Origin of the sequence: Actinopolymorpha rutila, from assembly GCF_013407855.1 — a bacterium.
GTDB classification, from domain to species: Bacteria; Actinomycetota; Actinomycetes; order Propionibacteriales; family Actinopolymorphaceae; genus Actinopolymorpha; species Actinopolymorpha rutila.
On sequence record NZ_JACBZH010000001.1, the window covers coordinates 4030450 to 4057447 of the forward strand.

Consider the following 26998-nt stretch of genomic DNA (forward strand, 5'->3'; position numbering starts at 1 on the left):
CCTCCATCGGGTTCGGTTGTTCGCTTCAGCCGTTGAAGGCGTCGCGGATGCGGGAGAACACCCCGCCCCGCCGCTCGGAGGTGACCTGCCCGCTGGCCTTCTCCTCGCCGCGCAGCCGGGCCAGCTCGGTGAGCAGCTCCCGCTGGGCGTGGTCGATCCGGGTCGGGGTATCCACCACCACGTGCACCACCAGGTCACCGCGGCGGGAGCCACCGGACAGGTGAGGCACGCCGCGGCCGGGGATCACCAGCTCGTGGCCGGACTGGGTGCCCGGCTTGGCCTCCACCTCGACGGAGTCCTCGTCCAGCGTGTCCAGGCTGATCGTGGTGCCGAGCGCGGCGGCGGTCATCGGCAGCTTGACGGTGCAGTGCAGGTCGTTGCCGTGCCGGCTCCACACCTCGTGCGGCTCGACCTGGATCTCGACGTACAGGTCGCCGGCCGGGCCGCCACCGGGCCCCACCTCGCCCTGGCCGGACAGCTGGATGCGGGTGCCGTCGTCGACGCCGGCCGGGATCTTGACCGCGAGCGTACGGCGGGACAGCACCCGGCCCTCCCCCGCGCACTCCGGGCAGGGGTTGGGGATGATCGTGCCGAATCCCTGGCAGCGCGGGCACGGCCGGGTGGTCATCACCTGGCCGAGGAACGAGCGCTGGACGGAGTTGACCTCGCCGCGCCCCTCACACACCGTGCAGGTGGTCGGCGACGTGCCGGGAGCGGCGCCGCCGCCCTGGCAGCTCTGGCACACCACGGCGGTGTCGACCTGGATCTCCTTGACCGCGCCGAACACCGCCTCGGCCAGGTCGACCGGCAGCCGCAGCAGCGCGTCCTGGCCACGCCGGGTGCGCGGACGCGGCCCACGGGTGCCGGACGAGCCGAAGAACGCGTCCATGATGTCGGTGAACGAGAAGCCCGGACCGAAGCCCGCGCCCTGACCCGCACCGGACGCCATCGGGTCGCCGCCCAGGTCGTACACCTCGCGCTTCTTCGGGTCCGACAGGACCTCGTACGCGCGGGTGACCTCCTTGAACCGCTCCTGCGTCTCCGGGTCGGGGTTGACGTCTGGGTGCAGCGTGCGCGCCAGCCGACGGTAGGCCTTCTTGATCTCCTCCGCGGAGGCGTCGCGTCGGACGCCGAGGAGCTCGTAGTAGTCCTGGCTCATGCTCTGGGATGCCTTCGGCACTTACTCATTCCCTCGGATCATTCCCCTGCGAGGATCTGGCTGACATAGCGGGCTACGGCGCGAACCGCTCCCATGGTGCCCGGGTAGTCCATTCGGGTGGGCCCGACCACCCCGAGATTGGCGACGGCCTCGTCCCCAGGACCATAGCCGGTGGTGACCACAGAGGCCGTGGAGAGTTCGACGATGGGGTTCTCGTGGCCGATCCGGACGGTGAACCCGGACGGGCCGGTGGCCTCACCGATCAGGCGGAGCAGGACGACCTGCTCCTCCAGCGCCTCCAGCACCGGCCGGATGGAGGTGTGGAACTCCGCGCCGAACGGGATGAGATTGGCCGTACCGCTCACCGCGATCCGGCCCTCGGTGCGCTCGGCGACGGTCTCGAGGAACGTCGACACGATGGTGGTGATCTGCGGGCGTACCGACACCTCGAACGCGTCCGGCAGGTCGGCGACCGCCGCGGCGGCGTCGGTGAGTGCCCGCCCGGCGACCGCGGCGTTCAGCCGGGCCCGGACGTCCCGCAGGAACTCGTCGGCCACCGTGGTGCCCACGTCGACCACCCGCTGCTCGACCCGGCCGGTGCTGGTGATCAGGACGATCAGCAGCCGGCTGGAGGACAACGTGACGAGTTCCACATGACGCACCGTGGAACGGGTGAGCGTGGGGTACTGAACGACCGCGACCTGCCGGGTGATCTGGGCGAGCAGGCGCACCGTGCGGTGCACCACGTCGTCCAGGTCGATCGCGCCCTCCAGGAACGCCGAGATGGCGCGGCGTTCGGCGCTCGACATCGGCTTGATCGTGGTCAGCCGGTCGACGAACAGGCGGTAGCCCTTGTCGGTCGGGATCCGGCCGGCGCTGGTGTGCGGCTGGGCGATGTAGCCCTCCTCCTCCAGCGCGGCCATGTCGTTGCGCACGGTCGCCGGGGAGACGCCCAGGTTGTGCCGGTCGACCAGCGCCTTCGAACCGACCGGCTCCTCGGTGTGGACGTAGTCCTCGACGATCGCGCGGAGGACGGCCAACTTCCGGTCGTCGAGCATTGGCTTCGGCCTCCCTCGTCCTGGCGCGTTCCCACGTGTCCTGACGTACTGCTGCGGTGGTTCGGACGGTACCCGGCCCGCGCCGTCCTGGCGCGGCAGTGGGCCCGCCACCTCGACGAGCCCACGCGCGAGTGCGCCGTCCGAACGGATCTTGGACCGGCACCAGACTGGCACTCGCCGAACCTGAGTGCCAGTCTACGGCGACACGGCCACCTTGTGCTGACCACGCCAATGGGATGCTGTGGGCGTGAATGTCCCCGAAGCCTCTCGGACCCGGAGCCGACCCGAGAGCTGGACCGAGATCGGGCCCGGCTGCTTCACCCGGCGCTACCCCTCGTTCGACGTCACTGTGGGTGTGGTCGTGGGCGCCGACGGGCTACTCGTCGTGGACACCCGCGGCGGTCCCCGCGAAGCGGACGAACTCCGCGCCGACCTGGCCAGGCTGTCCGACCTGCCGGTCCGCTGGGTCGTCGACACCCACTGGCACTTCGACCACACGTTCGGTAACCAACGGTTCGCCGACGCGGCGATCTACGGACACGAGACGGTGCCCGGCGCGCTGGCCGAGCGGGGCGAGGAGGCACGTGCCGCCCTCGCCCGCCGTTCCCCGGAGTGGGAGCAGGACATGGCCGAGCTCGTGCTGACCCCGCCGAACCGCACGTTCGCCTCGGTGTCCGTCGTCGACCTCGGCGACCGGGTGGTCGAGCTCGTCCACCCCGGCCGTGGCCACACCGACGGCGACGTGTCGGTCCGGTTGCCGGACGCCGACATCGTGTTCGCCGGCGACCTGGTGGAGGAGTCCGGGCCGCCGGCGTACGGCGACGACTCGTTCCCGCTGGAGTGGCCGTCCACGCTGGAGGTGTTCACCGGCCTGCTCACTCCGGCGTCGGTGGTGGTGCCGGGGCACGGCGCCGTGGTGGACCAGGCGTTCGTGACCGCGCAGTTCGGCGACGTCACCGCCGTCGCGGAGACGATCCGCCGGTTGGCCCAGGAGGGTGTGCCGGAGGCCGAGGCGCTGGCCGCGGCGGAGTGGCCCTACCCCGCCGAGCGGCTGGCCGAGGCGGTTCACCGGGGTTACCGGCACCTGCGGGAGTCCGGCGTCCCGACGGCCGGGCCGGCCGGCCCCGGACCCGGGCCGGGCAGGCGTTCGCTCCCCCTGCTGGGGCAGTAGCCGGACGACGTCGGGCGTACGACGAACGAGGCCGGCGGACAGGCGTGGCGTTCCCCGCCCGCGAGCCGGTCCGCCGCTACGCTCACCGATCATGGCCGGACCTGGTGATCGCTATCCGCAGGACGTCCTGAACACCGACTGGCGGGCGCCGAAGCTCGGCCGGACGGTCGAGGTGGACGCCGAGCCCGACATGGTGCTCGAGGACGCCACCACCGGCTTCTGTGGTGCGGTGGTCGCGATCGAACGCGACCTCGTGGTGCTGGAGGACCGGGGCGGGGCGCGGCGTAGCTATCCGTACGGTCCGGGGTTCTGGCTGGAGGGGAAGCCGGTCGCGATCCGGCGGCCGAAGGCCGCACCGGCCACCGGGCCCGCGCGCACGGCGTCCGGGTCGATCGCGGTCCGCAACTCCCGGCCGAGGGTCGCCCGGGCCAGCCGGATCTACGTCGAGGGCCGCCACGACGCCGAGCTGATCGAGAAGGTGTGGGGCGACGACCTGCGGATCGAGGGCGTCGCCGTGGAGTACCTCGAGGGCGTGGACGACCTGGCCGCCGTCGTGGCGGAGTTCCGGCCCGAGCCGCGTCGCCGGCTCGGGGTCCTGGTCGACCACCTGGTCCCCGGCAGCAAGGAGAGCCGGATCGCCGAGGAGGTGGCTCGTGGGCCATACGGCGCCCACGTCCTCGTGGTCGGGCACCCGTTCGTGGACATCTGGGCGGCCGTACGCCCTGAGCGGGTCGGACTGGACCGCTGGCCCGACATTCCCCGGCAGACGTCGTGGAAGCATGGCATCTGCGCCGCCCTCGGCCGGCCGCACGACGACCAGGCCGACATCGCCCGGGCGTGGAAGCAGATCCTGGGCACGGTCCGCGACTTCCGCGACCTCGAACCCGCCCTGCTCGGCCGGGTCGAGCACCTCATCGACTTCGTGACCGTCGACGCCGACTGAGCCCCGCATGGATCCATCGCCGCCGTATCCAACCCGTCGACGTCGTACCGGCCGGAGGGTCCGACGCATTCGTCCGACACGTCGGTGCCGCTTCCGGCCCGGGCGTGACAGGCTGGACGAAGAGCGCCGGGGTCGACCCTGCGCACGTGCGGCGGCCCACTCGGCGAGCCCACGGCGGGGCTCCGTCGGCGCCACCGGCAGCTCGGTGAGGACACCCGGGGATCGGGTAAGGAGGCCGACATGAGCCAGCACGAGGAACACCGGCCGGGCAACGGAACGCCGCCACCCACGCCGGAGCCTGGCCGCACGCCGTCCCCCTCGCCGGAGGCCGGTACGACACCGCCGCCCATGCCGGAGCCGGGTGTGACACCCACGCCGTCTCCGGAGCCCGGCGCATTCACGCCGTCTCCACCTCAGCAGCCGTCGGCGGGTGCGGGTGCCATGACGGTCGAGGAGGAGCGCAACTGGGCGTTCGCGGCCCACCTGGGCAGTTTCGTCGCCGCCTACGTCGCCCTCGGCTTCCTCTGCCCGCTGATCGTGTTGCTGGCCAAGGGAAAGGACTCGGCGTACGTCCGATATCACGCGGTCGAGTCACTGAACTTCCAGCTCACCACGCTGCTGGCGGCCGCCGTCGCGGGCCTGCTCGTCATCGTGGTGATCGGTCTGGTGCTGCTGCCGTTCATCGGGATCGCCTACGTCGTGCTGGTGATTCTCGCCAGCGTGGCCGCCCGTCGTGGCGAGTGGTACCGCTACCCGGTGAACATCCGCTTCGTCAAGTGACGCCTGACAGTTGTCAACTCGCGCTTGACACCAGGTCGCTGCCCCAGCCGAGCAGGTCCCTGACCACCGCGTCGGCGAGCAGCCGCCCGCGCAGGGTGAGGACGACCCGGCCGGCCGCCAGCTCCTCGGCCACCACCAGCCCGTCCGCCGCGGCCCGCCCAGCCGCCGCCTCCCCCACCTCGTCCAGGACGCCCAGGTCCAGTCCGCCGGACAGGCGCAGCTCCAGCATGACGCGTTCGACCATGCGGGTCTGCGCGTCCAGCACCTCCCGCGCCTGCGCGGGACTCACACCCCTGGCCAGGCGTTCGGCGTAGGCGGCGGGGTGCTTGGCGTTCCACCACCGGACCCCGCCCACGTGGCTGTGCGCACCGGGGCCGATCCCCCACCAGTCGCCGCCGGTCCAGTACAGCAGGTTGTGCCGGCACCGCGCGGACTCCTCGCGCGCCCAGTTGGAGACCTCGTACCACGAGAAGCCCGCCGCACTCAGCGTCTCCTCCGCCCGCAGGTAACGGTCGGCGAGCACGTCGTCGTCCGGTGCGGTGAGCACGCCGCGCCGGATCTGCGCGGCGAGGCGAGTGCCGTCCTCCACGATCAGCGCGTACGCCGACACGTGGTCGGGGCCGGCCGCGACCGCCGCGTCCAGGCTGGCCTGCCAGTCGTCGTCGGACTCCCCCGGCGCGCCGTAGATCAGGTCCAGGTTGACGTGGTCGAACCCGGCTGCCCGGGCCTCGGCAACGCACGCCTGCGGCCGGCCCGGGGTGTGCCGGCGCTCGAGGGTCGCCAGCACGTGCGGGCGGGCGCTCTGCATGCCGAACGAGATCCGGTTGAAGCCCTGCGCACGCAACTCGTCGAGGTAGCGCCGGTCGACCGACTCCGGGTTCGCCTCCGTGGTCACCTCGGCATCCGGCGCGAGGCCGAACTCGTCCTCCACCGCGCGCAGGACGGCGCCGAGGTCAGCGGGCGGGAGCAGGGTGGGGGTGCCACCGCCGACGAAGACCGTCGAGACCGGCGCGGTCGGCGCCGACAGCACCCGGCGGGCCAGCCGGACCTCGCCGATCGCCGCCTGCGCGTACGTCGCCCGGGACGCGCCGGGAGCCGGGCCGAGCTCTTCGGCGGTGTAGGTGTTGAAGTCGCAGTAGCCGCAACGAGTCACACAGAACGGCACGTGGACGTAGACCCCGAAGGCCCGTTCGGCCGCACCCTCCAGCGCGGCCGGCGGCAACGCGCCGTCGGCCGGCGCGGGTTCACCGTCGGGCAGGATGGAAGGCACGGTCTCGGGCAATCAGTCGTCGGTCACGGGCACGGTCACGGTCACAGGTACGGTCACGAGTAGAAGGCGTCCAGGACGTCGGCGTACCGCGTCTCCACCACCCGGCGCTTGAGCTTCAGGCTCGGGGTCATCTCGCCGTCGTCGACGGTGAGGTCGTGGTCGAGGATCGCGAACTTCTTGATGGTCTCCCAGCGGTTGAGCCGGGCGTTGAGCTGGTCGACGTATCCCTGCACCATCTCCCGGGCCTGGTCGGAGGCGGCGATCTCCTCGTAGCTGCGCCCCTCCAGCCCGGCCTCGCGCGCCCAGCCGAGGATGGAGTCCTCGTCCAGGGTCACCAGGGCCGAGCAGAACGTCCGGCCCTCGCCGTGCACCACGACCTGGCTGGCGTACGGGCACAGCGCCTTGAACATCGTCTCGATCGCCTGCGGTGCGACGTACTTGCCGTTGGACGTCTTGAACAGGTCCTTCTTGCGGTCGGTGATGCGCAGCATGCCCAGCTCGTCGAGCTGGCCGATGTCGCCGGTGTGGAACCAGCCGTCGGGGTCGAGCACCTCGTCGGACAGTTCGGGCATCCCCTGGTAGCCCCGCATCACGCCGGGGCCCTTGACCAGCACCTCGCCGTCGTGCGCGATCCGCAGCTGCGTGCCGGGGAACGCCGGGCCGACGGTGCCGAACCGGAACCGTCCGGGCAGGTTGACGCAGGTGCCGGCGCTGGTCTCGGTCAGGCCGTACCCCTCGATGATCAGGATCCCGGCGGCGTGGAACCACTCCGACAGGTGCTGGCTGAGCGCGGCCGAACCGGAGACGAAGAACCGCAGCCGCCCGCCGAACCGGTCCCGGATCTTGGCGAACACCAGCCGGTCGGCGACCTTGTGCTGCAGGGCGAGTACGCCGGACGGCTCGGTGCCCTTCTGGCGCAGCTCCGACACCCGGCGGCCGACGCCGATCGCCCAGTGGAACAGCGCCGCCTTCGGGCCGCCCTCGTGCTCGATCGTGGAGGTGATCCGGCCGTACGCCTTCTCGAAGATCCGTGGCGCGGCGCCCATGAAGGTCGGCCGGACGACGGCGACGTTCTCGATGATCTTGTCCACCCGGCCGTCGATCGCGGTGGCGAAGCCGATCTGCACCTGCGCCGACAGCAGCACCTTGCCGAAGGAGTGGGCCAGCGGCAGCCAGAGGTACTGCAGGTCCTCCGGACCCAGGATCCGCACCGCGTCGATGGCCGCGCCCTCGTAGGTCCAGCAGTCGTGGGTGAGGCGTACGCCCTTCGGCCGGCCGGTGGTGCCCGAGGTGTAGATGAGCGTGGCCAGGCTGTCCGGCCCGATCGTGGAAACGGCCTTCTCGATGGCGTCGGGCTGCTCGGCGAGATGCGCCGCGCCGCGCTCCTCCAGCTCGGCGAGGGTCAGCAGGTTGTCGGCGTCGCCGCCGTAACCGGCCCCGCCGGCTGTGTCGGCGCCGTCGGCGAACGTCACCAGCCAGGCGATGTCGGGCAGCTCCGCCCGGTGCTCGCGGATCTTCTTCAGCTGCTCGTCGTCCTCGACGAAGACCACCCGGCTGCCGGAGTCGCCGAGGATGTAGCTCACCTCGTCAGGCGTGGTGGTGGGGTAGATCGTCGTGGTGGCCGCGCCCGCGCACATGATCGCGAAGTCGGCCAGCACCCACTCGTAGCGCGTGCTGGAGGCGATCGCCACCCGCTGCTCGGGCTCGATGCCGAGGGAGATCAGACCGGCGGCGAGCCGGCGTACGCGCTCTCCGGTCTGTCCCCAGGTGACCGACTCCCAGCCGCCGTCGGACGGGTAACGAAAGGCCTCGGCGTCCGGGGTCGACTCGAACCGGTGCAGGATCAGCTCGGCCACGGTGGACGCGCGGTTGTCGACCTTGAACTGGTCTACGTCGCCTGGGTTGCTCCCCCAGAGCAGGTCACTGGACATGGCGGGCCTCCACCTCGGTGAGGAGCAGCGTAGGGACGGGCCGGGCCGGTGGCGTACCTGGCGTGGTTGCCATGCCGGCCGTGCCGACCTGCCTCCACCGTAGTGACTGAGCTGTCGCGGGCGTAGCCCACACGGACAAACCGCGTAGTTCGCCGGGCGCTCGACCGTGCAGAGTTCGGGGGCGCGGTCGGTGCCGCGTCGGGTGAAGCATCGGGTGACGCACTTCGGGCTACTTCTTGCCGCCGGACTCGGACTTCTTTCCCGAGTCGGTCGTGGACAACGCCGCGATGAACGCCTCCTGCGGCACCTCGACCCGGCCGACCATCTTCATCCGCTTCTTGCCTTCCTTCTGCTTCTCCAGCAGCTTCCGCTTGCGGGTGATGTCGCCGCCGTAGCACTTGGCGAGAACGTCCTTGCGGATGGCGCGGATGCTCTCCCGGGCGATGATCCGCGAGCCGATCGCGGCCTGGATCGGCACCTCGAACTGCTGGCGCGGGATGAGGTCCTTCAGCTTCTGGGCCATCGCGACGCCGTAGGTATAGGCCTTGTCCTTGTGCACGATCGCACTGAACGCGTCGACCGGGTCGCCGTGCAGCAGGATGTCGACCTTCACCAGGTCGGCCACCTGCTCACCGGTGGGCTCGTAGTCGAGCGAGGCGTAGCCGCGGGTACGGCTCTTCAGCGCGTCGAAGAAGTCGAACACGATCTCGGCCAGCGGCAGGGTGTAGCGCATCTCCACGCGTTCCTCGGACAGGTAGTCCATCCCCTGCAGCTGACCGCGCCGCGACTGGCACAGCTCCATCACCGCGCCGATGAAGTCGGCCGGGGTGAGGACGGTGGCGCGGACGACCGGCTCGTGCACCTCGGCGATCTTGCCCCGCGGGTACTCGCTCGGGTTGGTCACCACGACCTCCGAGGCGTCCTCCATGGTGACGCGGTAGACGACGTTCGGCGCGGTGGAGATCAGGTCGAGGTTGAACTCGCGTTCGAGTCGCTCGCGGACGATCTCCATGTGCAGCAGGCCGAGGAAGCCGCAGCGGAAGCCGAAGCCGAGCGCGCCGGAGGTCTCCGGCTCGTACAGCAGCGCGGCGTCGTTCAGCTGCAGCTTGTCCAGCGCCTCGCGCAGGTCGGGGTAGTCGTCGCCGTCCAGGGGGTACAGCCCGGCGTACACCATCGGGTTGGGGTGGCGGTAGCCGCCGAGCGGCTTCTCGGCGCGGTTGCCGGCCAGGGTCACCGTGTCGCCGACGCGGGACTGCCGGACCTCCTTCACGCCGGTGATGATGTAGCCGACCTCGCCGACGCCGAGTGACGCCGACGGCGTGGGCTCGGGCGAGATGACCCCTACCTCGAGAGTCTCGTGGGACGCCTTCGTCGACATCATCAGCACCCGCTCGCGGTGGCCGATCTTGCCGTCGACGACCCGGATGTAGGTCACCACTCCCCGGTAGGTGTCGTACACCGAGTCGAAGATCAGCGCCCGGGCAGGAGCGTCCGGCTCGCCCTCGGGCGGCGGCACCTGCGCGACGATCGCGTGCAGCAGGTCCTCCACGCCCTCGCCGGTCTTCGCCGACACCTTGAGCACATCGCTCTCGTCGCAGCCGATGATCCGGGCCAGCTCGGCGGCGTACTTCTCCGGCTGCGCGGACGGCAGGTCGATCTTGTTCAGCACCGGAATGATGTGCAGGTCGGCTTCCAGCGCGAGGTAGAGGTTGGCGAGCGTCTGCGCCTCGATCCCCTGCGCCGCGTCGACCAGCAGCACCGCGCCCTCACAGGCGGCCAGTGAGCGCGAGACCTCGTAGGTGAAGTCGACGTGCCCGGGCGTGTCGATGAGATTGAGGACGTACGTCGAACCCGCCTCGGCGCCGGCACTGGCCTGGAACGGCAACCGGACCGCCTGGCTCTTGATCGTGATGCCGCGCTCTCGCTCGATGTCCATCCGGTCGAGGTACTGCGCGCGCATCGACCGCGCATCGACCACTCCGGTGAGCTGGAGCATGCGGTCGGCGAGCGTCGACTTGCCGTGATCGATGTGGGCGATGATGCAGAAGTTCCGGATCATCGCCGGATCGGTCTGGCCGGGTTGGGGCGCGGACGCTGGTACGGGCACGGACGATCCATTCCGGTCGGTGGGGGAACGACGTTCATCATCCCACGGACCGCGATCCGGTCAGGGCGGCGTGGGTGAGCGGGCACTGGTCAGACCCGGGCGGGCGGGAGGGCAGGGGCGGCGTACCGGAGACCAGGTGCTCTTGGTAGTCATATGTGTACACACCGCGTACGACCGTCGTGGTCGGCCGGTCGACCGGGTATCCAGGCCAGGAGTTCGCGCGCGCATGCTGACTCGCACCGCTTTCCGTTTCTCCCCCCGTGGTTCCTACGCCGCCTGCCTCGCCTCCGACGGCGTCGCCGGCTGGCACGTCGAGCACTGGCCGCTGGACCCGGCACGGCCGCCGAGTCCGGTCCCGGGGCTGGCCCCCACCGGGCCGCACTCGCGGATGCTGCCACTCGACGACGGCGGCGTCCTGTTGCACCACGCCACCCCGGACCGGCACCGGATCATCCTCGGCCGGCCGGACCGGCCCGCCCGGCTCCTGGGCACGCTCGCCGCGCTCGGTCTGCAACTGATTCCCCACCCGGCCCACGACACCCTCGCCCTGGCCATCACCACCCGCTCCGACCCGTCCGCGACGCTGTGGCTGCTGGGACGCGGAGACGGCGAGCCGCGGCCGGTGCTCACCGTGTCCGGGCTGCTGATCGGCGGGACCTGGCTCGACCCGGGCGGGCGGCAACTGGCGGTCAACCGGGCGTACCAGGGCGACCTCACCTGTGTGGCGGTCGACCTGCACAGCGGCACGGTGGAGGAGATCTGGCCCGACCACCCCTCGGTGCGCCTGCTGTTCGCCGTACCCCACGCGGGGTTGTTCGTCGTTGCCGACGACAACGGCCGGATCGGCTGGGCGTGCTCGCCAGGAGGCCGGCTGCAGTGGCCCGCCGAGCTCAACGGCCCGCACAATCCCTGGCCACTGGCCGCCGACGTGACCGGCGAACAGGTCGCGGTCCGGCTGGACCAGGGCGGGCGGTCCCGGCTGCTCGTCTACGAGCGGCACACCGGCCGGGCGATGGTGCTGCCCCTGCCCGCCGGCCACCTCGGCGACGCGGCCGCGTGGACGCCGACCGGGCTGCGGTTCGCGTTCACCGGTCCGGACCGGCGGACGGGAGTCGCGGAGATCGCGCCGTCGGCCGCGCAGGCCGCGGGGACGTTCCGCCTGCTCGCCGACCCCGACTCACGCGGCGTGCCCGGCTTACCGGGAGCGCCCGGGGTGCCCGTCCACGCCGGCTGAGCCCGGGCCTGCCCGCCCGAGCCGGAGCGACCACGTGCCACATCGCGGCCCCACGATCGGGTGGCTTCGCGGCGGCTGTCAGGATCGGCGGGTGACCGCCTCGCAAGCTGGCTCGGTGCCCCACGGCGCGACCGCCGTCCGCCCCCAGTGGGCCGACCTGCCCGAACCCCTGCGCGACCGGATCGCCGAACGCCTCGGCGGCGGCGTCGTGGCGACAGCCAGTCAGGGGTCCGGCTTCACGCCGGGCTTCGCGTCCCGGCTGGTCCACGGCGGGTCTGGCGGCACCGAACGCGCATTCGTGAAGGCCGTGTCCGCCGACCGCTCCCCCGCGATCGCCGATTCCTACCGGGCCGAGGCGCGGATCGCGGCCCGCATCCCGTCGTCGGCGCCGGTGCCGGCGCTGCGGTGGACGCTGGAGGAGTTCGACTGGGTGGTGCTCTGCTTCGACGACGTTCCCGGGCGGCCGCCGGCGCGTCCGTGGAAGCCGGAGGAGCTCACCGACGTCCTCACCGCCCTGACCTCCCTCGCCGAGGTGATGACTCCCGCGCCGCAGGGCCTGGTGGTGCCGCAGGCTCGCGACTGGCTGGCCCAGGACTTCGGCTACTGGGGGCGGCTCGCGCGGGCCTCGGGCGCCGACGGCTCGCCTGTCGACCCCCAGATCGCCGAGCTCGCCGGGCTCGAGGCCGCCGCGCCGGAGGCCCTCGCCGGCGACAGCGTGGTCCACTGCGACCTCCGCGACGACAACGTCATCGTGGGCGACGACGGGCGGGTGTGGTTCTGCGACTGGAACTGGCCGAGCCGCGGCCCTGCCTGGCTGGACCTCGTGACCGTGCTGATCTCGGCGTGCGGTGACGGATACGACGCGAGCGCGCTGCTGTCGGCGCACCCGCTCGGCGAGGACGTGGACGGCGACGCCGTGGACGCCGTACTCGCCGGCCTGGCCGGCTACTTCGCCGACTCCTCGCTGCAGCCGGCGGTCAGCGGTTCGCCGTACCTCCGTGCTCACCAGGCGTGGTACGCCCAGGCCACGCTGTCCTGGCTCGCCCTGCGCCGAGGCTGGGTCGGCTGACGGCACTCCGCCGGGGCTGCCCGGCGGGAGCGCCGCCCTCGGTGGACCCCCGGGTGCACCCCTGGGGGCGACCTCCGGCACTTCCGTAGGGGAATGACGGCAAAGGTTCGTCCGCGAGTCGGATCACCCGCGGGCTCCGGGGCACTAGTTTTCGTTCCGTGTCCGTCATCGCGATCCACGACCTCACCAAGAGGTTCCCGAGCGTCACCGCGCTCGACCAGTTGACGGTCGACATCGGTCCCGGTGTCACGGGGCTCGTCGGCGCCAACGGCGCGGGCAAGTCGACGCTGATCAAGATCCTGCTCGGTCTGCAGCCGGCCACCTCGGGAGCGGCGACGGTCCTAGGCCTCGACGTCGCCACGCAGGGCCCGGCCATCCGCGACCGGGTGGGCTACATGCCCGAGCACGACTGCCTGCCACCCGACATGTCGGCGACCGAGTTCGTCGTCCACATGGCCCGGATGTCGGGGCTGCCGGCGGCGAGCGCGCGCGAACGCACCGCCGACACGCTGCGCCACGTCGGCCTGTACGAGGAGCGCTACCGCCCGATCGGCGGCTACTCCACCGGCATGCGGCAGCGGGTCAAGCTCGCCCAGGCCCTGGTCCACGATCCGCGGCTGGTGTTCCTCGACGAGCCGACCAACGGCCTGGACCCGTCCGGCCGCGACGAGATGCTGGGGCTGGTCAACCGGATCGGCACCGACTTCGAGATCTCGGTCCTGGTGACGTCGCACCTGCTCGGCGAACTCGAGCGGATCAGCGACCAGGTGGTGATCATCGACGGCGGGAGGCTGCTGCGCGCGTCCTCGACGGCCGAGTTCACCCGCGCCACCCAGGTGCTGGCCGTGGAGGTCGCGCCGTACGACTCCGGTCCCCACTGGACCGCGGCCCGCGACCGGCTCGGTCACGCGCTCACCGGCCACGGGCTCCGGGTGGTGCCCGACGGGCGGCTGCTGATGATCGACATCACCCGCGAGGAGACCTTCGACGTCGTACGCGACACGGCCGCGGAACTCGACCTCGGCCTAGTCCGGATGGAGCAACGCCGGCACCGCATCGAGGAGATCTTCCGGGACGGCGCCGCGGGCTCCCGGGCCGAAGTCGGCGCCGATCCCGTCGCAGGCGGCCCTTCCGGTGGGCCGGTCGGCGGCCCCGACCAGGGAGGAGCGCACCATGTCGGTACCACCTGAGAGCACGTCATCCCCGCAGAGCACGTCGTACGCCGCCCCGGCCGGCGTGATCCACGACATCGGCTACCGCCGCTACGACGGTCCCCGGCTCGGCCGTGGCTACATCCTGCGGTCGCTGTTCGTACAGAGCCTGCGCTCGACGTACGGCCTGGGCCGGACCGCGAGGGCGAAGATCCTGCCGTTCCTTCTGGGTGGGGTCATGCTGCTGCCCGCCGCGATCATCGTCGCTGTCACGGTCGCCATCAAGCCGCCGGAGCCGCCGGTCGCGTACACGAGGTACTTCGTCTACACCCAGGCAGTCATCGCCATCTTCGCCGCCGCCCAGGCGCCCCAGCTCTTCTCCCGTGACCTGCGCTTCCGGACGATCACGCTGTACTTCTCCCGGCCCCTCGTCCGGATCGACTACGTGGTCGCGAAGTACGCCGCGCTGGTCGCCTCGCTGTTCATCCTGATGGCCGTGCCGCTGGTGGTGATGTACGCCGGCGCGCTGCTCGGTAAGTACCCGTTCGGCGCGCAGACGAAGGGGCTCCTCGCCGGACTCGCAGGCGTCGCCGTCCTCGCCCTCGTCCTGGCCGGAATCGCAGGGGTGATCTCGGCGCTCACCACCCGGCGCGGGTTCGGGGTGGCCGCCATCATCACCGTGCTGACGGTGACCTACGGCGGAGCGAGCTTCATGTCGGCGATCCTCGGCGATCAGGGCCACCGAACCGCCGCGGGCTACGCCGGGCTCTTCTCGCCGATCACGTTGGTGGACGGCGTACAGGTGGTCGCGCTCGGTGCCACCAGCGCCAGCCCCGCGCCGCCGCCGGCCGGCGGGCTGGGTGCACTGCTGTACGTACTCGTGACCGTGCTCGTCGTCGGCGGGTCGTTCGGCCTGCTGATGCTTCGCTATCGGAAGGTGGCGGCCTCGTGAGCGTCGTCCGGCTCGACCACGTCTCCCGTTGGTACGGCAACGTCGTCGCGGTCAACGACGTCGCCATGACCGTCGGTCCGGGCGTCACCGGACTGCTCGGGCCCAACGGCGCGGGCAAGTCGACCATCATCCACATGATGGGCGGCTTCCTCGCCCCGTCCGCCGGCACCGTCACGCTGGACGGGGAGAAGGTCTGGCGTAACCAGGCCGCCTACCGCCACATCGGGCTGGTGCCCGAGCGCGAAGCTCTCTACGACAACCTCACCGGCTGGGAGTTCGTCCTCGCGAACGCGAAGCTGCACCGCCTGGCCGATCCCGAGGCCGCCGCCCGGGAGGCGATCGAGACCGTCGAGATGGGCCCGGCCGCGGACCGTGCCGTCGGTACCTACTCCAAGGGGATGAAGCAGCGGATCAAGATGGCGACCGCGCTGGTGCACCGGCCGTCCGTACTGCTGCTGGACGAGCCGTTCAACGGCATGGACCCGCGCCAACGGCTGCACCTGATGGACCTGCTGCGCGCGATGGGGCAGGCCGGCCGCACGGTGCTGTTCAGTTCGCACATCCTGGAGGAGGTCGAGCAGGTCGCCTCCCACATCGAGGTCGTCGTGGCCGGGCGGCACGCCGCGTCCGGTGACTTCCGGGAGATCCGGCGGCTGATGATCGACCGGCCGCACCAGTACGTCATCCGCTCCAGTGACGACCGCAGGCTCGCGTCGGCCCTGATCGCCGACGGGTCGTCCGCCGGCGTCGAACTCGACGCCCGGGAGGGGTGCCTGCGGGTACAGGCGGTCGACTTCGCCCGCTTCACCTGGCTCGTGCCGCAGGTGGCCCGCGCCGCGGATGTCCGGCTCTACGAGATCTCGCCGTCCGACGAGTCCCTCGAGAGCGTCTTCTCCTACCTCATCACCGCGTGAAGCCTGCCCCGAGTCAAAGACCGATGAGAGACCGGATGAGAGACCGATGAACGCCACGATCGCCAGGCTCACCGCCAGCACCCTGCTCGGGAAACGACGCGTACTCCTGCTGTTCGTCCTGCCGGCGGTGCTCGTCCTGCTCGCGCTGGTACTGCGGCTCGTGACCGGCCCCAGCCTGCAGGTCGGCACGACGCTGCTGCAGACCCTTGCGCTCGGCACGATCGTCCCGTTGCTCGGACTGATCGCGGGCACGGGCGTGATCGGGCCGGAGATCGACGACGGGTCGATCATCTACGTGCTCGCCAAGCCGTTGCCGCGCCCGACCATCGTCGTGACCAAGCTCGCCGTGGCGGTTGGCTGCCTGGTGGCCTTCGCGGCCGTCCCGACGCTGCTGGCCGGGGTGATCATGGCCGGGTTCGACGACGGTGTCGCGGTCGGGTTCGCGGTCGGGACCATCGTCGCCGGGCTGGCCTACAGCGCGGTCTTCCTGATGCTGGCCGTGATCACCAGGCACGCCGTCGTCTTCGGCCTCATCTACGCGCTGATCTGGGAGAGCCTGGTCGGCGGGTTCGTACCCGGCGCACAGGTGCTCAGCATCCAGCAGTGGGCCCTCGCCGTCGCAGACACGCTGATCGCCCGTGACGACATCAAGGCGGCGGTCGGGCTCGGCACCGGCGTGGTCCTGCTCCTGGTCACGATCGTGGCGGCGACGTGGTTCGCCGGGGAACGGCTGAGATCCCTCACGCTCACCGAGACCGAGTAGACCCGCTCTCACCGAGACCTCCAGAGCCCAGCTCACGCACCGAGACCGAGTAGGGCGAGGTTCGGGCCGATCCGCCCACAGTTGGGCCCTGGTTTGCCCGGCTGGTAGGCTCTTTCTTCGCGCGCGGGCGGATCCCGCCGCGTGTCCATTCCCGTACGACCTGCGATCGAGGCTTCAGCTCAGTGGCGAACATCAAGTCCCAGATCAAGCGGATCAAGCAGAACGAGACCCGTCGGCTCCGCAACAAGTCGACGCGCTCCTCGCTGCGGACGGCCATTCGCAACTTCAGCGAGGCGGCCGAGTCCGGCGACAAGGCCAAGGCACAGGATCTGGCCCGTGCGGCCGGACGCCTGCTCGACCGGGCCGCTTCCAAGGGCGTTCTGCACAAGAACCAGGCGGCCAACAAGAAGTCGGCGATCTTCAAGCGGTCCGCCGCCCTCTAGGTCCCTTCCGGAAGCGGCTCAGCTTCCGGACTTGCCGAAGAGCTGCTCGGCCTCGTCGGCCGAGCAGCTTTTTGTGCTGCCCTCGTCCGTTTTGTCGCGATGGATCTTCGCCATGGCGAGGCTTGGACTGCTCGTCGGCTGAGCGGATCTGGTGGTCCACCCACCGATGCGCTGTCACCCCGGTGCTGTCCCGCTGGATTCGGCGTCAGCGGCGGTGGGCGCTGGTGCGAGCCGACGCGACCGCCAGCACCGCGCGTTCGAGCGCGTACTCCGCGTCGTCCGCGCCGCCCTTGACGTCGGCGTCCGCCCGGGCGACGGCCAGCAGCGCGGTGGCCAGGCCTTCCTCAGTCCAGGCCTTCAACTGGCCCCGCAGCGTCCTGACCTTCCACGGCGGCACGCCGATCTCCCTGGCCAGGTCTCCCTCCCGCAGTCTGGGCGACGCCCCGGCCAACTTCGCCAGGCCTCGAACTCCCGACGCCAGAGCCGACGTCACCAGCACCGGTGCGACCCCGGACCGCAGGGCCCACCGCAGCTGCTCGAGTGCGTGGGCGGTGCGACCGGCGATCGCGGCATCGGCGACCGCGAAGCTGGTCACCTCGGCCCGGCCGGCGAAGTAGCGCCGGACGACGCTCTCGGTGATCGGCTGTCCGTCGGTGTCGGAGACCAGCTGGGACGTCGCGGCGGCCAGCGAACGAAGATCCCGGCCGACGGCCTCGATCAGGAACTGTGCGGCTTCCTGCTCGATCCGGCCGCCGGCAGACCGCACCTCGCGGGCGACGAAGGCGGGCAGATCCGAACTCCGCGGTGAGTCGCAGGCCACCACCCTTACGCCGGCCTTGCGGAGCTTGTCGACCACGCCGCGGCCTTTCTGCCCACCGCGGTGCACGAGCACCGCCGCGACGTCTGGCTGAGGTGAGCGGGCATAGCCGAGCAGGGCGTCCACCGAGTCGGCGGGGAGGCCGTCGAGGTTGCGTACCACGACAGCTCGCGCCGAGGCGAACAGCGAGGGGCTGGTCAGCTCGGCCAGGCCACCGGCGGTGAGAGCGGACGCCTCCAGGTCGGTGACATCCGCGTCGGTGTCGGCGGCGCGGACGGCCCGCACGGTGCCGGCGACCGCGCGCTCGGCCAGCAACTCCTCGGGCCCCAGGACAAGGGTGACCGTCCCGAGGACTCCGTCGCCGGGGGCCGCCTGGTCGGACTTCGTGGGCATCGTGCTCAGCATCCCACGGGCCACCGACAGCCGGCTCGCCCCGCTCCCCCGCTCACCTCGGCGGACTTCGGGCCACCAGCCCAAGCCCCGTGTCGTCCTTCACCACGGCCACCGCACCACTCCGGTCCGTGCGGGCGACCCGGGCACCGGTGCTCGCGAGGATCGCGATCGTCGACGGCGCCGGATGGCCGTAGTCGTTGTCCGCGCCGACGCTGATCATCGCGATCCGGGCGCCGACGGCACGGAGAAAGTCCGGATCCTGGTAGCGGGAACCGTGATGGGGAACCTTCAGCACCGTCGCGTGCAGGTCGGCACCGGACGAGAGCAACCGGCGCTGGCCCGAGGGCTCGACGTCACCGGTCATGAGGACACTGACCCCCTGGACCCGCGCCAGGATCACGACGCTGGAGTCGTTCTCCGCCGCACCCTCCTCCGGATCTCCCGAACCGGCGTCGGCATCGCGGCTCTCGGGATCGGCCAGCCGACCGGCCGGGCCGAGGACCTTCCAGGTCAGTGCGCCTACCTGACGTTCCTCACCGACCGCGACGGCGGCGGTCGGAACCCCTGCGGCGCCGGCCCATTCGCGCACCCGCCGGGCATCGGCACCGGTAGCGGCGCCGGGCCGGATGCCGACCTCGCCGATCATCCGTCCGCGCGCCACGCCGGGCAGCCCGGTCGTGTGGTCGGCGTGGAAGTGGGTGAGCAGGATGTACGGGACCTGCCGTACGCCGAGACCGGTGAGGCATCGGTCGACCGCGACGGGATCGGGACCGGTGTCGACCACGACGGCCGACCGCGGCCCGGCACGGAGCACCAGTGCGTCTCCCTGGCCCACGTCACAGGCCACGACCACCCACCCCGCCGGGGGCCAACCGGTCAGCCGGCCCAACGACACCGGCACCTGGACGGGGTGCGCGATCCAGGCCACCAACCCGCCGGCGAGCGCCAGTGTCACACCGCGCCGGCGCAGCAGCCGGGGAGCGAGGATCACCGCCGCCACGCAGAGCAGGGTGAGCACACCGACTCCCAGTGCCGACGACGGCCAGGTCAGGCTCGCTCCGGGTAGGCGCGCCGCCCGCGTGCCGATCTCCACGATCCACCGCGCGGCGTAGCCTGCCAGGTGGCCCGGCACCGACGCGACGGTCACGCTGACCGGCGACACCAACGTCGCGGCGATGCCCAGGACGGTGGCCGGTGTGACGGCCGGGGCCACCAGCATGTTGGCAACCACGGCGACCACGCTGACGGACGTGGAGAGCACCGCCACCACCGGCGTGCACGCGAGCTGTGCCGCCAGTGGGACGCCGACCGCCATCGCCGCGAAGCGGGGCAGCCAGCGGGTGAGAGCCTCGGAGAACGGCGGCCCGAGGACGACGATGCCGGCGGTGGCGAGGACCGACAGCGCGAAGCCGTACGTGCGACCCAGCCACGGGTCGACCAGGAGCAGGACCAGCACCGCACAGGCCACCGCCGGGACACCGTGGCGACGGGATCCGACGGCCAACCCGGCCAGGCCGACGACACCCATCGCAGCGGCGCGCAGCACACTGGGCTCGGGCCGAGCGAGCACCACGAACCCCACCGCGCAACCGGCCCCGATCAGAGGCAGTCCCCAGGACCGGACGCCGGCCCATCTCGCCGCACCGAGTACGAACGCCAGCAAAATAGTGAGGTTCGTACCCGAAACAGCTGTCAGGTGAGACAGGCCGGCCGTGCGGAAGTCTTCCTCCAACTGCTCGGGCATCCGGGAGACGTCGCCCACCACCAGGGCGGGTACGAGACCTCGCTCGTTCGGTGGGAGCCCGGCCACAGCTTCCCGGAGTCCGGCCCGCAGCCTGCTGGCAGCCCGGTCGAGCGGCCCGGCGCGCTCGAGCAGAGTCGGCGGCGACCGGGCGGCGAGGACGGCGGCCGCGCGCTCGCCCTGCTCGGTCGGCGCGAAGCGGGTCACGGCCCGTACGCGCTGGCCGACCTCGACCTTCGACCACGTCGCCGGACCGGTGACCACGACCGGAGTCCGCACCGCGGTCGTCACGCCGTGGCGGGTGAGCCGAAGGACGTCGGCCTCCAGTACGACGTAGGTCGAGCGGTGGCCCGGGGAGGAACGCACCCGCGGATCGGTGCGTACCCGAAGCTCTGTCGTGGCGACCGAAGCGTCGGCGGCGAGTTCGGGGATCGGCCCGCTCCTGGCCGCCGACACGTGCAACAGGGTGACCGTGATCAGGACGGCGGCGCCCAGGCAGGTCACCGCCGCGGACAGCCCGAGCACACTGCCACGTCGGCTCCGTCGAGCGAGCAGAACCACTCCCGCCAGAGCCGCGGTGACCGCGCCAACGGCGGCGGGCACTACCGGCGCGACCGGGACCACGAGCGTGCACAGCCACCCGGCCACCGCGACCGGCACCAACCGCGCATCGATGGTGTCGCGACCGCCCGGCCGCGTGGACGTGTCGTCGTCGCCGACGCGGACCGACGTCCGCACCTTCTCGACGAGCCGGTCGACGACCCTTGTCACCACGCCGAGGAACTGCTCCGCCACCGTGCTCTTCGCCGGGCTCCTCACCGGCCTCATCGTTGGGCGCGTCACCGCGCGGTCACCTTGTCGCGCAGCTCGTCGAAGGTGCGTTCACCGATCCCGGTGACCTCCCGCAGGTCCTCCACGTCGACGAACCGCCCGTGCTCGGTGCGGAAGTCCACGATCCGTTGCGCGAGCACCGGACCCACTCCGGGCAGCTCCTCCAGCTCGGCGGAGGTCGCGGAGTTGAGGTCGAGCGGTGAACCTGCAGACGGCGGTCCCGCGGTCGGGCCTCCGCCACCGGCGGGCGGCGAGCCGGGTGGGGGCGTCACGCCCACCAGAACCTGTTCACCATCGAGCAGAGGGCGGGCGAGGTTGACCGTGTCGAGGTCGGTTCCGGGCAGCGCTCCACCGGAGGCCGTGACCGCGTCGAACACCCGGGAACCGCCCGGCAGGTGCACCACTCCCGGCCTGCGCACCTTGCCCGCCACGTGCACCACCACCGTCGGTGAAGGCCGCGAAGCCGGTGAGCCGGTGGCCGGCGCCGAGGCCGAGACCGGTGTCGCCAGGACCGTGGGACGGACCGCCGACCCGGTGACCGGCTCGCGTACGGGACGGTCGCGGATCACCATCACGGCAGCCCCGATCACGGCCAGCAGGAGCACGACGGCGACCACCACGACATGGCCCCGGCGCAGCGCCCAGGTCGGTGACAGCTCCCCCGCGCCCGCGGGCAGGTCATCGTCCTGGTCGAAGTTGTCCTGGTCGAAATCGTCGTAACCGTCGTCGAGCGGCCGGTGGGAGCGTTCCTCCTCGGCGTAGTCGGGCTGCCGCATGTGCTCCTCGCCTTCCTTCGACCGCACCGGCGACGACGGTTCGCCGGGCGCCGCACCAGCTCGAGCCCGGGGGGCACGAACCCGGTCTGCGGGAACCTGCGGCACCCACCCCGGAGCGACAAGGTCGGCACGGGGAGGTGACCGCCGAAGCGCGTGGACCCGGCGGACCGCACGGGCGGTCTCGTCGGGTCCCGCCCGGTGCTGGGGAGGTGACCGTCGACGCAACACGCGGACGACGCTACGAAGAACGCGGATGCCGTTGCCGGCAACGAGAAGGACCTGTGGACGGCTCAGCCGGTCGGCGGCCTGTGGAGAGAAAGTCGGTCGGATCGCCGGTGGATCGGGTGAGGCGAAGCGTCAGCCGACGTCAGGCCAGGTCGGGCCACGGCGCCGGTGGCGAGGCGGCGAAGAACCGCAGCAGCTCCAACAGGCGGCTCGCGGGCGGCCTGGTCCACACGCGTTCGGGCTCTCCCGGCGTGTCGCCGACGCGGTGCAGCGCCCAGGACAGGTGATACCAGAGGACCCTCGCCGACCAGGCGCGTTCGGCTTCCGCCAGCGCCCGCGGCGGCACCTCGTCCAGGTAACCCCGCAGCGCGTACGGCACCGCGCGCAGCGGGAGCTTCGCGAAGTCGACGGCGGGATCCGCCCAGGCTGCGTCCCCCCAGTCCACCAGGTTGGCGCGTTCGGGGGCGACGCTCTCGACGACGACGTTGGTGGGCGAGACGTCGCCGTGCACGACGGCCGGCGCCACGTCGCCCGGCCGCCAGCGCTCCAGCCGGTCGAACCATCCGACCAGCCAACTGGCCGTGTCGATGTCGACGTACCCCTTCTCGGCCAGCCGGAGCACGTGCCCTCGCGGGTCGTCCTCGGGCAGCTGCGAAACCCCCGGCAGCGAGCCCACGCGCGCGCGAGTGAGGTGATGCAGGCGTGCGAGGCCCACCCCGACGTCGCGGTAGGTTTCGGCCGCCGTGTGGGGTTCGGCGCCCAGAGCCGCCAGGTCGCGGCCTGGGACCCGCTCGACCACGAGGTAGGGCACGTTGACGACCGAGCAGCTGTCGTCGTACGTCACCACCGCCGGCGTACGCACCCCCACCCGGCGCACCGCGGGGATGATCGTCGCCTCCTTGGCGAGCTCGGCCAGCCGGGCGCCGCCGCCACGCGGGATCCGCAGGACGAGGTGGTCGCCGAGGAAGTACACGTCGTTGGCGGCACCCTGGGTCGGCACCGCGGCCATGTCCTCGACCGGGATCTGGTATCTGTCGCCGATCGCGGCCAGCATGTCCCGACGCGACGTCCCACCTGCGCTCACGGTCGCCCAGGGTAGGGCACGACGGGCTGTGGCGTACGACCCGCGAGGCCGGCCCGAGGTCAGCCGACGTCGGTGGGCGAGACGACGACCGACACCATGCCCGGTCCGACGTGCGCGCCGATCCCGCTGGCCGCCTCACGGACCACGATGCGGCCGAGCCGGGGTACGCGCCGCCCCAGCCGCGCGGCCAGCTCCCTCGCGAGGACCGGCGCCCCGAGGTGATGCACCGCGACCTCGACGCTGCGGCTGCCGGCACATCCGAGGGCGAGGCGTTCGAGCTCGATCATCGCCCTGGCCCCTGTGCGTACCTTCGCGCACGGTGTGACCTGGCCGTCGCGTACCTGCAGAATCGGCCTCGACGGCAGTGCCGAACCCACCATCGCCTGGGCGAGCCGGATCCGCCCACCCCGGCGCATGTAGTCGAGTGAGTCGACGTAGAGGTACGTCTCGGTGGCGGCGGCGCGCGCCCGCGCCAGGTCGACCACCTCCGCGGCGTCCGCGCCGCGCTCGGCGGCGTCGGCAGCGGCGAGCACGGCGAAACCGAGCCCCATACCCACCTGGCGTGAGTCGACCACGGCGACCGGCAGCGGTGCCTGGACCGCGCCCAGCCTGGCAGCGTCGTGGGTACCGGACAGGTCGCCGGACAGGTGGATCGAGATTGCCGCCGAGCAGCCGGTACGCGCCGCGTCGGTGTAGCCGGCCAGGAACTCCATCGGCGAGGGGCGAGCGGTGCGGACGCGTTCGCCGCGGCGCAGTGAGTCGGTGACCAGCCGGGTCACCTCGGGGTTGCCGTCGGCATACGTGGTGGAACCCACCGTCACCTGGGTCGGCACGACGGAGATTCCGTAGTCGGCGATCTCCCGGCCATCGAGGTGTGCGGTCGAGTCGGTCACCAAGGCCAAGTGTCGCGCCACGAGAGAAATGTAGCCTTCTGCGGGCGAGCGCGCCGGGTGTTCGATCAGCAATGCCGACCACGCCGACCACGTGGACGCAGGTCTTCGACGCTCCTGGCTCGCACCGACCTGCGCCCGGGCCACCGCGTGCTCGGCCTCGGCGCGGGTCGAGGTGCGCTGACCCTGCCCGCCGCCGAGCGCGTGGGAAACCGGTCTGAGCAGGGACCGGAGCGGGGCAGCTCCTGTGATCGCAGGCCGTTGTCGGTGGGCTGTGGGATCGTCCCGGCATGGACGAAACCGACAGCGACGTCGAGGAACTCCAGCGCCTGCTCGATTCCTCCCTCCCCCACGCGAGTGAACACCTGCGCTCCATCGTCACCCCCGAGCGCACCCTCACCGCACGCCAACTGTGCGGAGTCCTCACTGGCATGTGCACCTTGTCGGTCGCCACGGTGACCGCGGGCGGCGCGCCCCGGATCAGTGCGGTCGACGGCCACTTCCTGCGCGGCCGGTGGGTCTTCACCACCTCAGGGACGGCGGTCAAGGCCCGGCACCTGCGTGCCCGCCCCGACGTCAGCGTCGCCCACCTGCGCGGTGACGACCTGGGCGTGTTCACCCACGGCGTGGCCGAGTTCCTTTCACCCGACCATCCTGACTGGCAGCCGATCGAGGATCATCTGGTCCGCCACTACGGCAGTTCGCCGACCAGTTGGGGCGAGGAGATCGTCTACGTACGCGTCCGGCCGCAGTGGATGGTCGCCTACGCCTTCGACCCCGGCAAGCTGGTCGGGAGGACCGGAGGTGACGACTGACAGCGGCGTCCTCGCGGACGCACTGCCCTCATCCGGCGGGCACGATGTTGACCAGCCGAGGAGGACGTACGACCACGCGGGCGACGTCGCGACCGCGCAGCGCCCTGCGCACCGGCTCGATGTCAAGCGCGCGTTGACGCAGCTCGTCCGCGGTGATGTCCGGCGGCACGTCGATCCTGCCCCGCAACTTGCCCGAGACCTGCACCACGCAGGTCACCGTCTCCGCACCGAGGTAGGCCGGATCCGCTTCCGGATAGGGCAGGTACGCCAGCGACGCCGCCTGCCCTGGCGTGCTCTCTCCCGGCGTGGCCCTCTCTTGCCTGCCTGGCGCGGTCTCCTCTCGCGTGGCGTTCTCCGCACCCAGCCGATGCCACAGTTCCTCCGCCAGGTGGGGCGCGAACGGCGCGAGCATCAACACCATCGGGTGGGCCACCTCCGCCGGCACCTCGCCACCCAGGCCCGCGACGTGCCGGGACAGCGTGGTGAGGCGTGCAATGGCGGTGTGGAAGCTCAGTGCGTCCAGGTCGTCGCGGACACCCGCGATCGTCGTGTGCAGCAGGCGACGCGTCTCCTCGCGCGCCGGCCGGTCGGTGACCCTCGGCGCGCCGGTGTCCTCGTCGACCAGGCTCCGCCACACCCGCTGCAGGAACCGCTGCGCCCCGACGATGCCTCGCGGATCCCACGGGCGCGACGCCTGCAGCGGCCCGGATGCCATGACATACACCCGGAAGGTGTCCGCACCGTAGCGTTCACACAGCTCGTCGGGGGTCACCATGTTGCGCAGGCTCTTGCCCATCTTTCCCAGCGACCGGCTGACCGGCCGGTCCCGCCACCAGAAGGCGCCGTCGCGTTCGACCACCTCGGCGGCGGGCACGTACACCCCTCGTTCGTCGGTGTAGGAGTACGCCTGGATGTAGCCGTTGTTGACCAGCCGGCGAAACGGCTCCCGGCTCGACACGTGCCCCAGGTCGTACAACACCTTGTGCCAGAAGCGTGCGTACAACAGGTGCAGCACGGCGTGCTCGACCCCACCCACGTAGAGATCGACCCCGCCCGGATCGGTGCCGCCGCGGCTGCCCAGCCAGTGCCGTTCCAGCGCCGGATCGCAGAAGCGCTCGGCGTTGTGCGGATCGAGGTAGCGCAGCCCGTACCAACACGAGCCGGCCCACTGCGGCATCGTGTTGGTCTCCCGCCGGTAGGTGCGCGGGCCGTCGCCCAGGTCCAGAGTGACGTCCACCCAGTCGGTCAGCCGCCCCAGCGGGGCCACCGGCTCCGACGACGCGTCGTCGGGATCGTAGGTGGTGGGCGCATAGTCCGGGGTCTGCGGCAACACGACCGGCAGCATCGAGTCCGGCAACGCCACCGGACCGTGCTCGTCGTAGACGATGGGGAACGGCTCGCCCCAGTAACGCTGCCGGCTGAACAACCAGTCGTGCAGCCGGTACACCACCTCGCCCTGCTCGCGGGTGCGGCCGATCCAGTTGCGCTGCTGGGCCTTGATCGGCTCCGGCCAGTCCAGCAGGTCCAGGTCGTCCACCAGCCGGTCGGCGTAGGCGGTGATGCGCAGCATCCACTGCCGCATCGTGCGGGCGAAGACGGGGTAGTTCCCGCGTTCACTGCGGCCTTCGGCGGTGACCTCCTCGTCGGCCAGCACGGTGCCCAGGCCGGGGCACCAGTTAACCGGGACGTCCGCCAGGTAGGCCAAACGGTGCGCGTCCAGCACCGCGCGGCGTTCGTGGACGGCCAGCGAGTTCCAGTCCCGTCCGCCGGGCGTGGCGCGCCGACCGGTCGCGAACTCCTCCTCCAGTTCGGCGATCGGCCGGGCACGCTTGCGCTCGTCGTCGTACCACGCACCGTGGATCCGCAGGAACATCCACTGCGTCCAGCGGTAGAAGTCCACATCGGTGGTCGACACGCCGCGCCGATCGTCGTGCGCCAGCCCCAGCCGTCGCAGCTGCCGGCGAATGGTGGCGATGTTGGCCTCGGTGGCCTCCTGCGGATGCCGGCCGGTCTGGACCGCGTACTGCTCGGCGGGCAGCCCGAACGCGTCGAACCCGAACGCGTGCAGCACGTTGTGGCCGCACATCCGCAGGTACCGCCCGTAGACATCGGTCGCCACGTAGCCGAGCGGATGGCCCACGTGCAACGAGCCGGAGGGGCCGGCGAACATGTCCAGTACGTAGAACTTCGGCGCGTCCACACGTGCCCTGTCAACCCCGGCTTGGCGGCTGGCGCCGTCGACGGCATCAGGACCGAGATCGCCGACGGGGTTCGGGGTGTGGAACGTCCCGTGCTCGGCCCAGTACGCCTGCCAGTGCGCCTCGATCCGGCCGGCCAGTGGTCCGTCGTAACGGTAGGCAGGTTCGGTGGGGCCGCCTCGGGGACCGTCAGGCTCGGACGGCGCGTCCGGCGGATCGTTGGCTGGTCGGGACGCGACGCTGTCGTGGGGCTGGGTGGAATCGGCTGTGGTCATGGGGCACC

Annotated in this window: 22 protein-coding genes; 11 read left to right on the plus strand and 11 right to left on the minus strand. The window is 71.6% G+C overall.

Annotated elements, in window-relative coordinates; translation table 11 throughout:
- Nucleotides 1-25 precede the first annotated feature (25 nt).
- Complete coding sequence (gene dnaJ, locus F4554_RS18015) at nt 26-1159, minus strand: molecular chaperone DnaJ (protein WP_179788650.1); 1134 nt, start codon at nt 1157-1159, stop codon at nt 26-28.
- A 38-nt stretch (nt 1160-1197) separates the two neighbouring features.
- The gene (gene hrcA, locus F4554_RS18020) at nt 1198-2217 is read right to left on the minus strand and encodes a heat-inducible transcriptional repressor HrcA (protein WP_179788651.1); all 1020 of its coding nucleotides are present in this window, start codon (nt 2215-2217) and stop codon (nt 1198-1200) included.
- 247 nt (nt 2218-2464) lie between these two features.
- Between hrcA and F4554_RS18025 the strand changes: the two genes are divergently transcribed.
- The 3 genes from F4554_RS18025 to F4554_RS32290 all read left to right on the plus strand — a co-directional run bounded on the left by F4554_RS18025 (nt 2465) and on the right by F4554_RS32290 (nt 5111).
- The gene (locus F4554_RS18025; RefSeq protein WP_179788652.1) at nt 2465-3388 is read left to right on the plus strand and encodes an MBL fold metallo-hydrolase; all 924 of its coding nucleotides are present in this window, start codon (nt 2465-2467) and stop codon (nt 3386-3388) included.
- A 91-nt stretch (nt 3389-3479) separates the two neighbouring features.
- A complete protein-coding gene (locus tag F4554_RS18030; RefSeq protein WP_179788653.1) occupies nt 3480-4331 on the plus strand; it encodes a DUF3097 domain-containing protein in 852 nt (283 codons plus the stop codon).
- Between the two features lie 240 nt (nt 4332-4571).
- A complete protein-coding gene (locus tag F4554_RS32290) occupies nt 4572-5111 on the plus strand; it encodes a DUF4870 domain-containing protein (protein ID WP_238341330.1) in 540 nt (179 codons plus the stop codon).
- A 13-nt stretch (nt 5112-5124) separates the two neighbouring features.
- Here the strand turns inward: F4554_RS32290 and hemW are convergent, their stop codons facing one another.
- From hemW to lepA, 3 genes are all read right to left on the minus strand, one after another.
- Nucleotides 5125-6381, minus strand: a complete 1257-nt coding sequence (gene hemW / locus F4554_RS18040) for a radical SAM family heme chaperone HemW (protein ID WP_179788654.1) — start codon at nt 6379-6381, stop codon at nt 5125-5127.
- Between the two features lie 53 nt (nt 6382-6434).
- A complete protein-coding gene (locus F4554_RS18045; protein ID WP_179788655.1) occupies nt 6435-8312 on the minus strand; it encodes an AMP-dependent synthetase/ligase in 1878 nt (625 codons plus the stop codon).
- Between the two features lie 229 nt (nt 8313-8541).
- Nucleotides 8542-10371, minus strand: a complete 1830-nt coding sequence (gene lepA, locus F4554_RS18050) for a translation elongation factor 4 (RefSeq protein ID WP_179791612.1) — start codon at nt 10369-10371, stop codon at nt 8542-8544.
- 274 nt (nt 10372-10645) lie between these two features.
- Here lepA and F4554_RS18055 point away from each other — a divergent pair, with 274 nt between their 5' ends.
- The 7 genes from F4554_RS18055 (at nt 10646) to rpsT (ending at nt 16945) form a co-directional block, all read left to right on the plus strand.
- Nucleotides 10646-11653, plus strand: a complete 1008-nt coding sequence (locus F4554_RS18055) for a hypothetical protein (RefSeq protein WP_179788656.1) — start codon at nt 10646-10648, stop codon at nt 11651-11653.
- 91 nt (nt 11654-11744) lie between these two features.
- Entirely contained in the window at nt 11745-12722 is a 978-nt protein-coding gene (locus F4554_RS18060) for a phosphotransferase (RefSeq protein WP_179788657.1), read from the plus strand.
- 158 nt (nt 12723-12880) lie between these two features.
- Nucleotides 12881-13912: an ATP-binding cassette domain-containing protein gene (locus tag F4554_RS18065; protein WP_179788658.1), complete on the plus strand. Its 1032-nt coding sequence runs from the start codon at nt 12881-12883 to the stop codon at nt 13910-13912.
- Nucleotides 13896-14825, plus strand: coding sequence for an ABC transporter permease (locus F4554_RS18070; RefSeq protein ID WP_202889339.1), 930 nt, complete (start codon nt 13896-13898; stop codon nt 14823-14825). Before F4554_RS18065 ends, F4554_RS18070 begins: the two co-directional genes overlap by 17 nt.
- Complete coding sequence (locus tag F4554_RS18075) at nt 14822-15739, plus strand: ATP-binding cassette domain-containing protein (protein ID WP_179788659.1); 918 nt, start codon at nt 14822-14824, stop codon at nt 15737-15739. The genes F4554_RS18070 and F4554_RS18075 overlap by 4 nt, the downstream gene beginning before the upstream one ends.
- A gap of 46 nt (nt 15740-15785) precedes the next feature.
- Nucleotides 15786-16502 (plus strand): ABC transporter permease subunit, encoded by a 717-nt coding sequence (locus tag F4554_RS18080; protein WP_179788660.1) that lies wholly within the window; start codon nt 15786-15788, stop codon nt 16500-16502.
- 182 nt (nt 16503-16684) lie between these two features.
- Entirely contained in the window at nt 16685-16945 is a 261-nt protein-coding gene (gene rpsT / locus F4554_RS18085; RefSeq protein ID WP_179788661.1) for a 30S ribosomal protein S20, read from the plus strand.
- Between the two features lie 205 nt (nt 16946-17150).
- On the opposite strand, the gene holA is transcribed toward rpsT, so the two are convergent.
- From holA to F4554_RS18110, 5 genes are all read right to left on the minus strand, one after another.
- Nucleotides 17151-18155: a DNA polymerase III subunit delta gene (holA, locus tag F4554_RS18090; protein ID WP_238341331.1), complete on the minus strand. Its 1005-nt coding sequence runs from the start codon at nt 18153-18155 to the stop codon at nt 17151-17153.
- A gap of 52 nt (nt 18156-18207) precedes the next feature.
- Nucleotides 18208-20715: a ComEC/Rec2 family competence protein gene (locus F4554_RS18095; RefSeq protein ID WP_179788663.1), complete on the minus strand. Its 2508-nt coding sequence runs from the start codon at nt 20713-20715 to the stop codon at nt 18208-18210.
- Between the two features lie 20 nt (nt 20716-20735).
- Nucleotides 20736-21530, minus strand: a complete 795-nt coding sequence (locus tag F4554_RS18100) for a ComEA family DNA-binding protein (RefSeq protein ID WP_337796089.1) — start codon at nt 21528-21530, stop codon at nt 20736-20738.
- Nucleotides 21531-21870: 340 nt separating this feature from the next.
- Nucleotides 21871-22812: a phosphotransferase gene (locus tag F4554_RS18105; protein WP_179788664.1), complete on the minus strand. Its 942-nt coding sequence runs from the start codon at nt 22810-22812 to the stop codon at nt 21871-21873.
- Nucleotides 22813-22871: 59 nt separating this feature from the next.
- Nucleotides 22872-23726 (minus strand): DegV family protein, encoded by an 855-nt coding sequence (locus tag F4554_RS18110; RefSeq protein ID WP_179788665.1) that lies wholly within the window; start codon nt 23724-23726, stop codon nt 22872-22874.
- 266 nt (nt 23727-23992) lie between these two features.
- Between F4554_RS18110 and F4554_RS18115 the strand changes: the two genes are divergently transcribed.
- Nucleotides 23993-24517, plus strand: a complete 525-nt coding sequence (locus F4554_RS18115; protein ID WP_179788666.1) for a pyridoxamine 5'-phosphate oxidase family protein — start codon at nt 23993-23995, stop codon at nt 24515-24517.
- Between the two features lie 28 nt (nt 24518-24545).
- Here the strand turns inward: F4554_RS18115 and F4554_RS33130 are convergent, their stop codons facing one another.
- Entirely contained in the window at nt 24546-26990 is a 2445-nt protein-coding gene (locus F4554_RS33130; RefSeq protein WP_179788667.1) for a class I tRNA ligase family protein, read from the minus strand.
- Nucleotides 26991-26998: the final 8 nt, after the last annotated feature.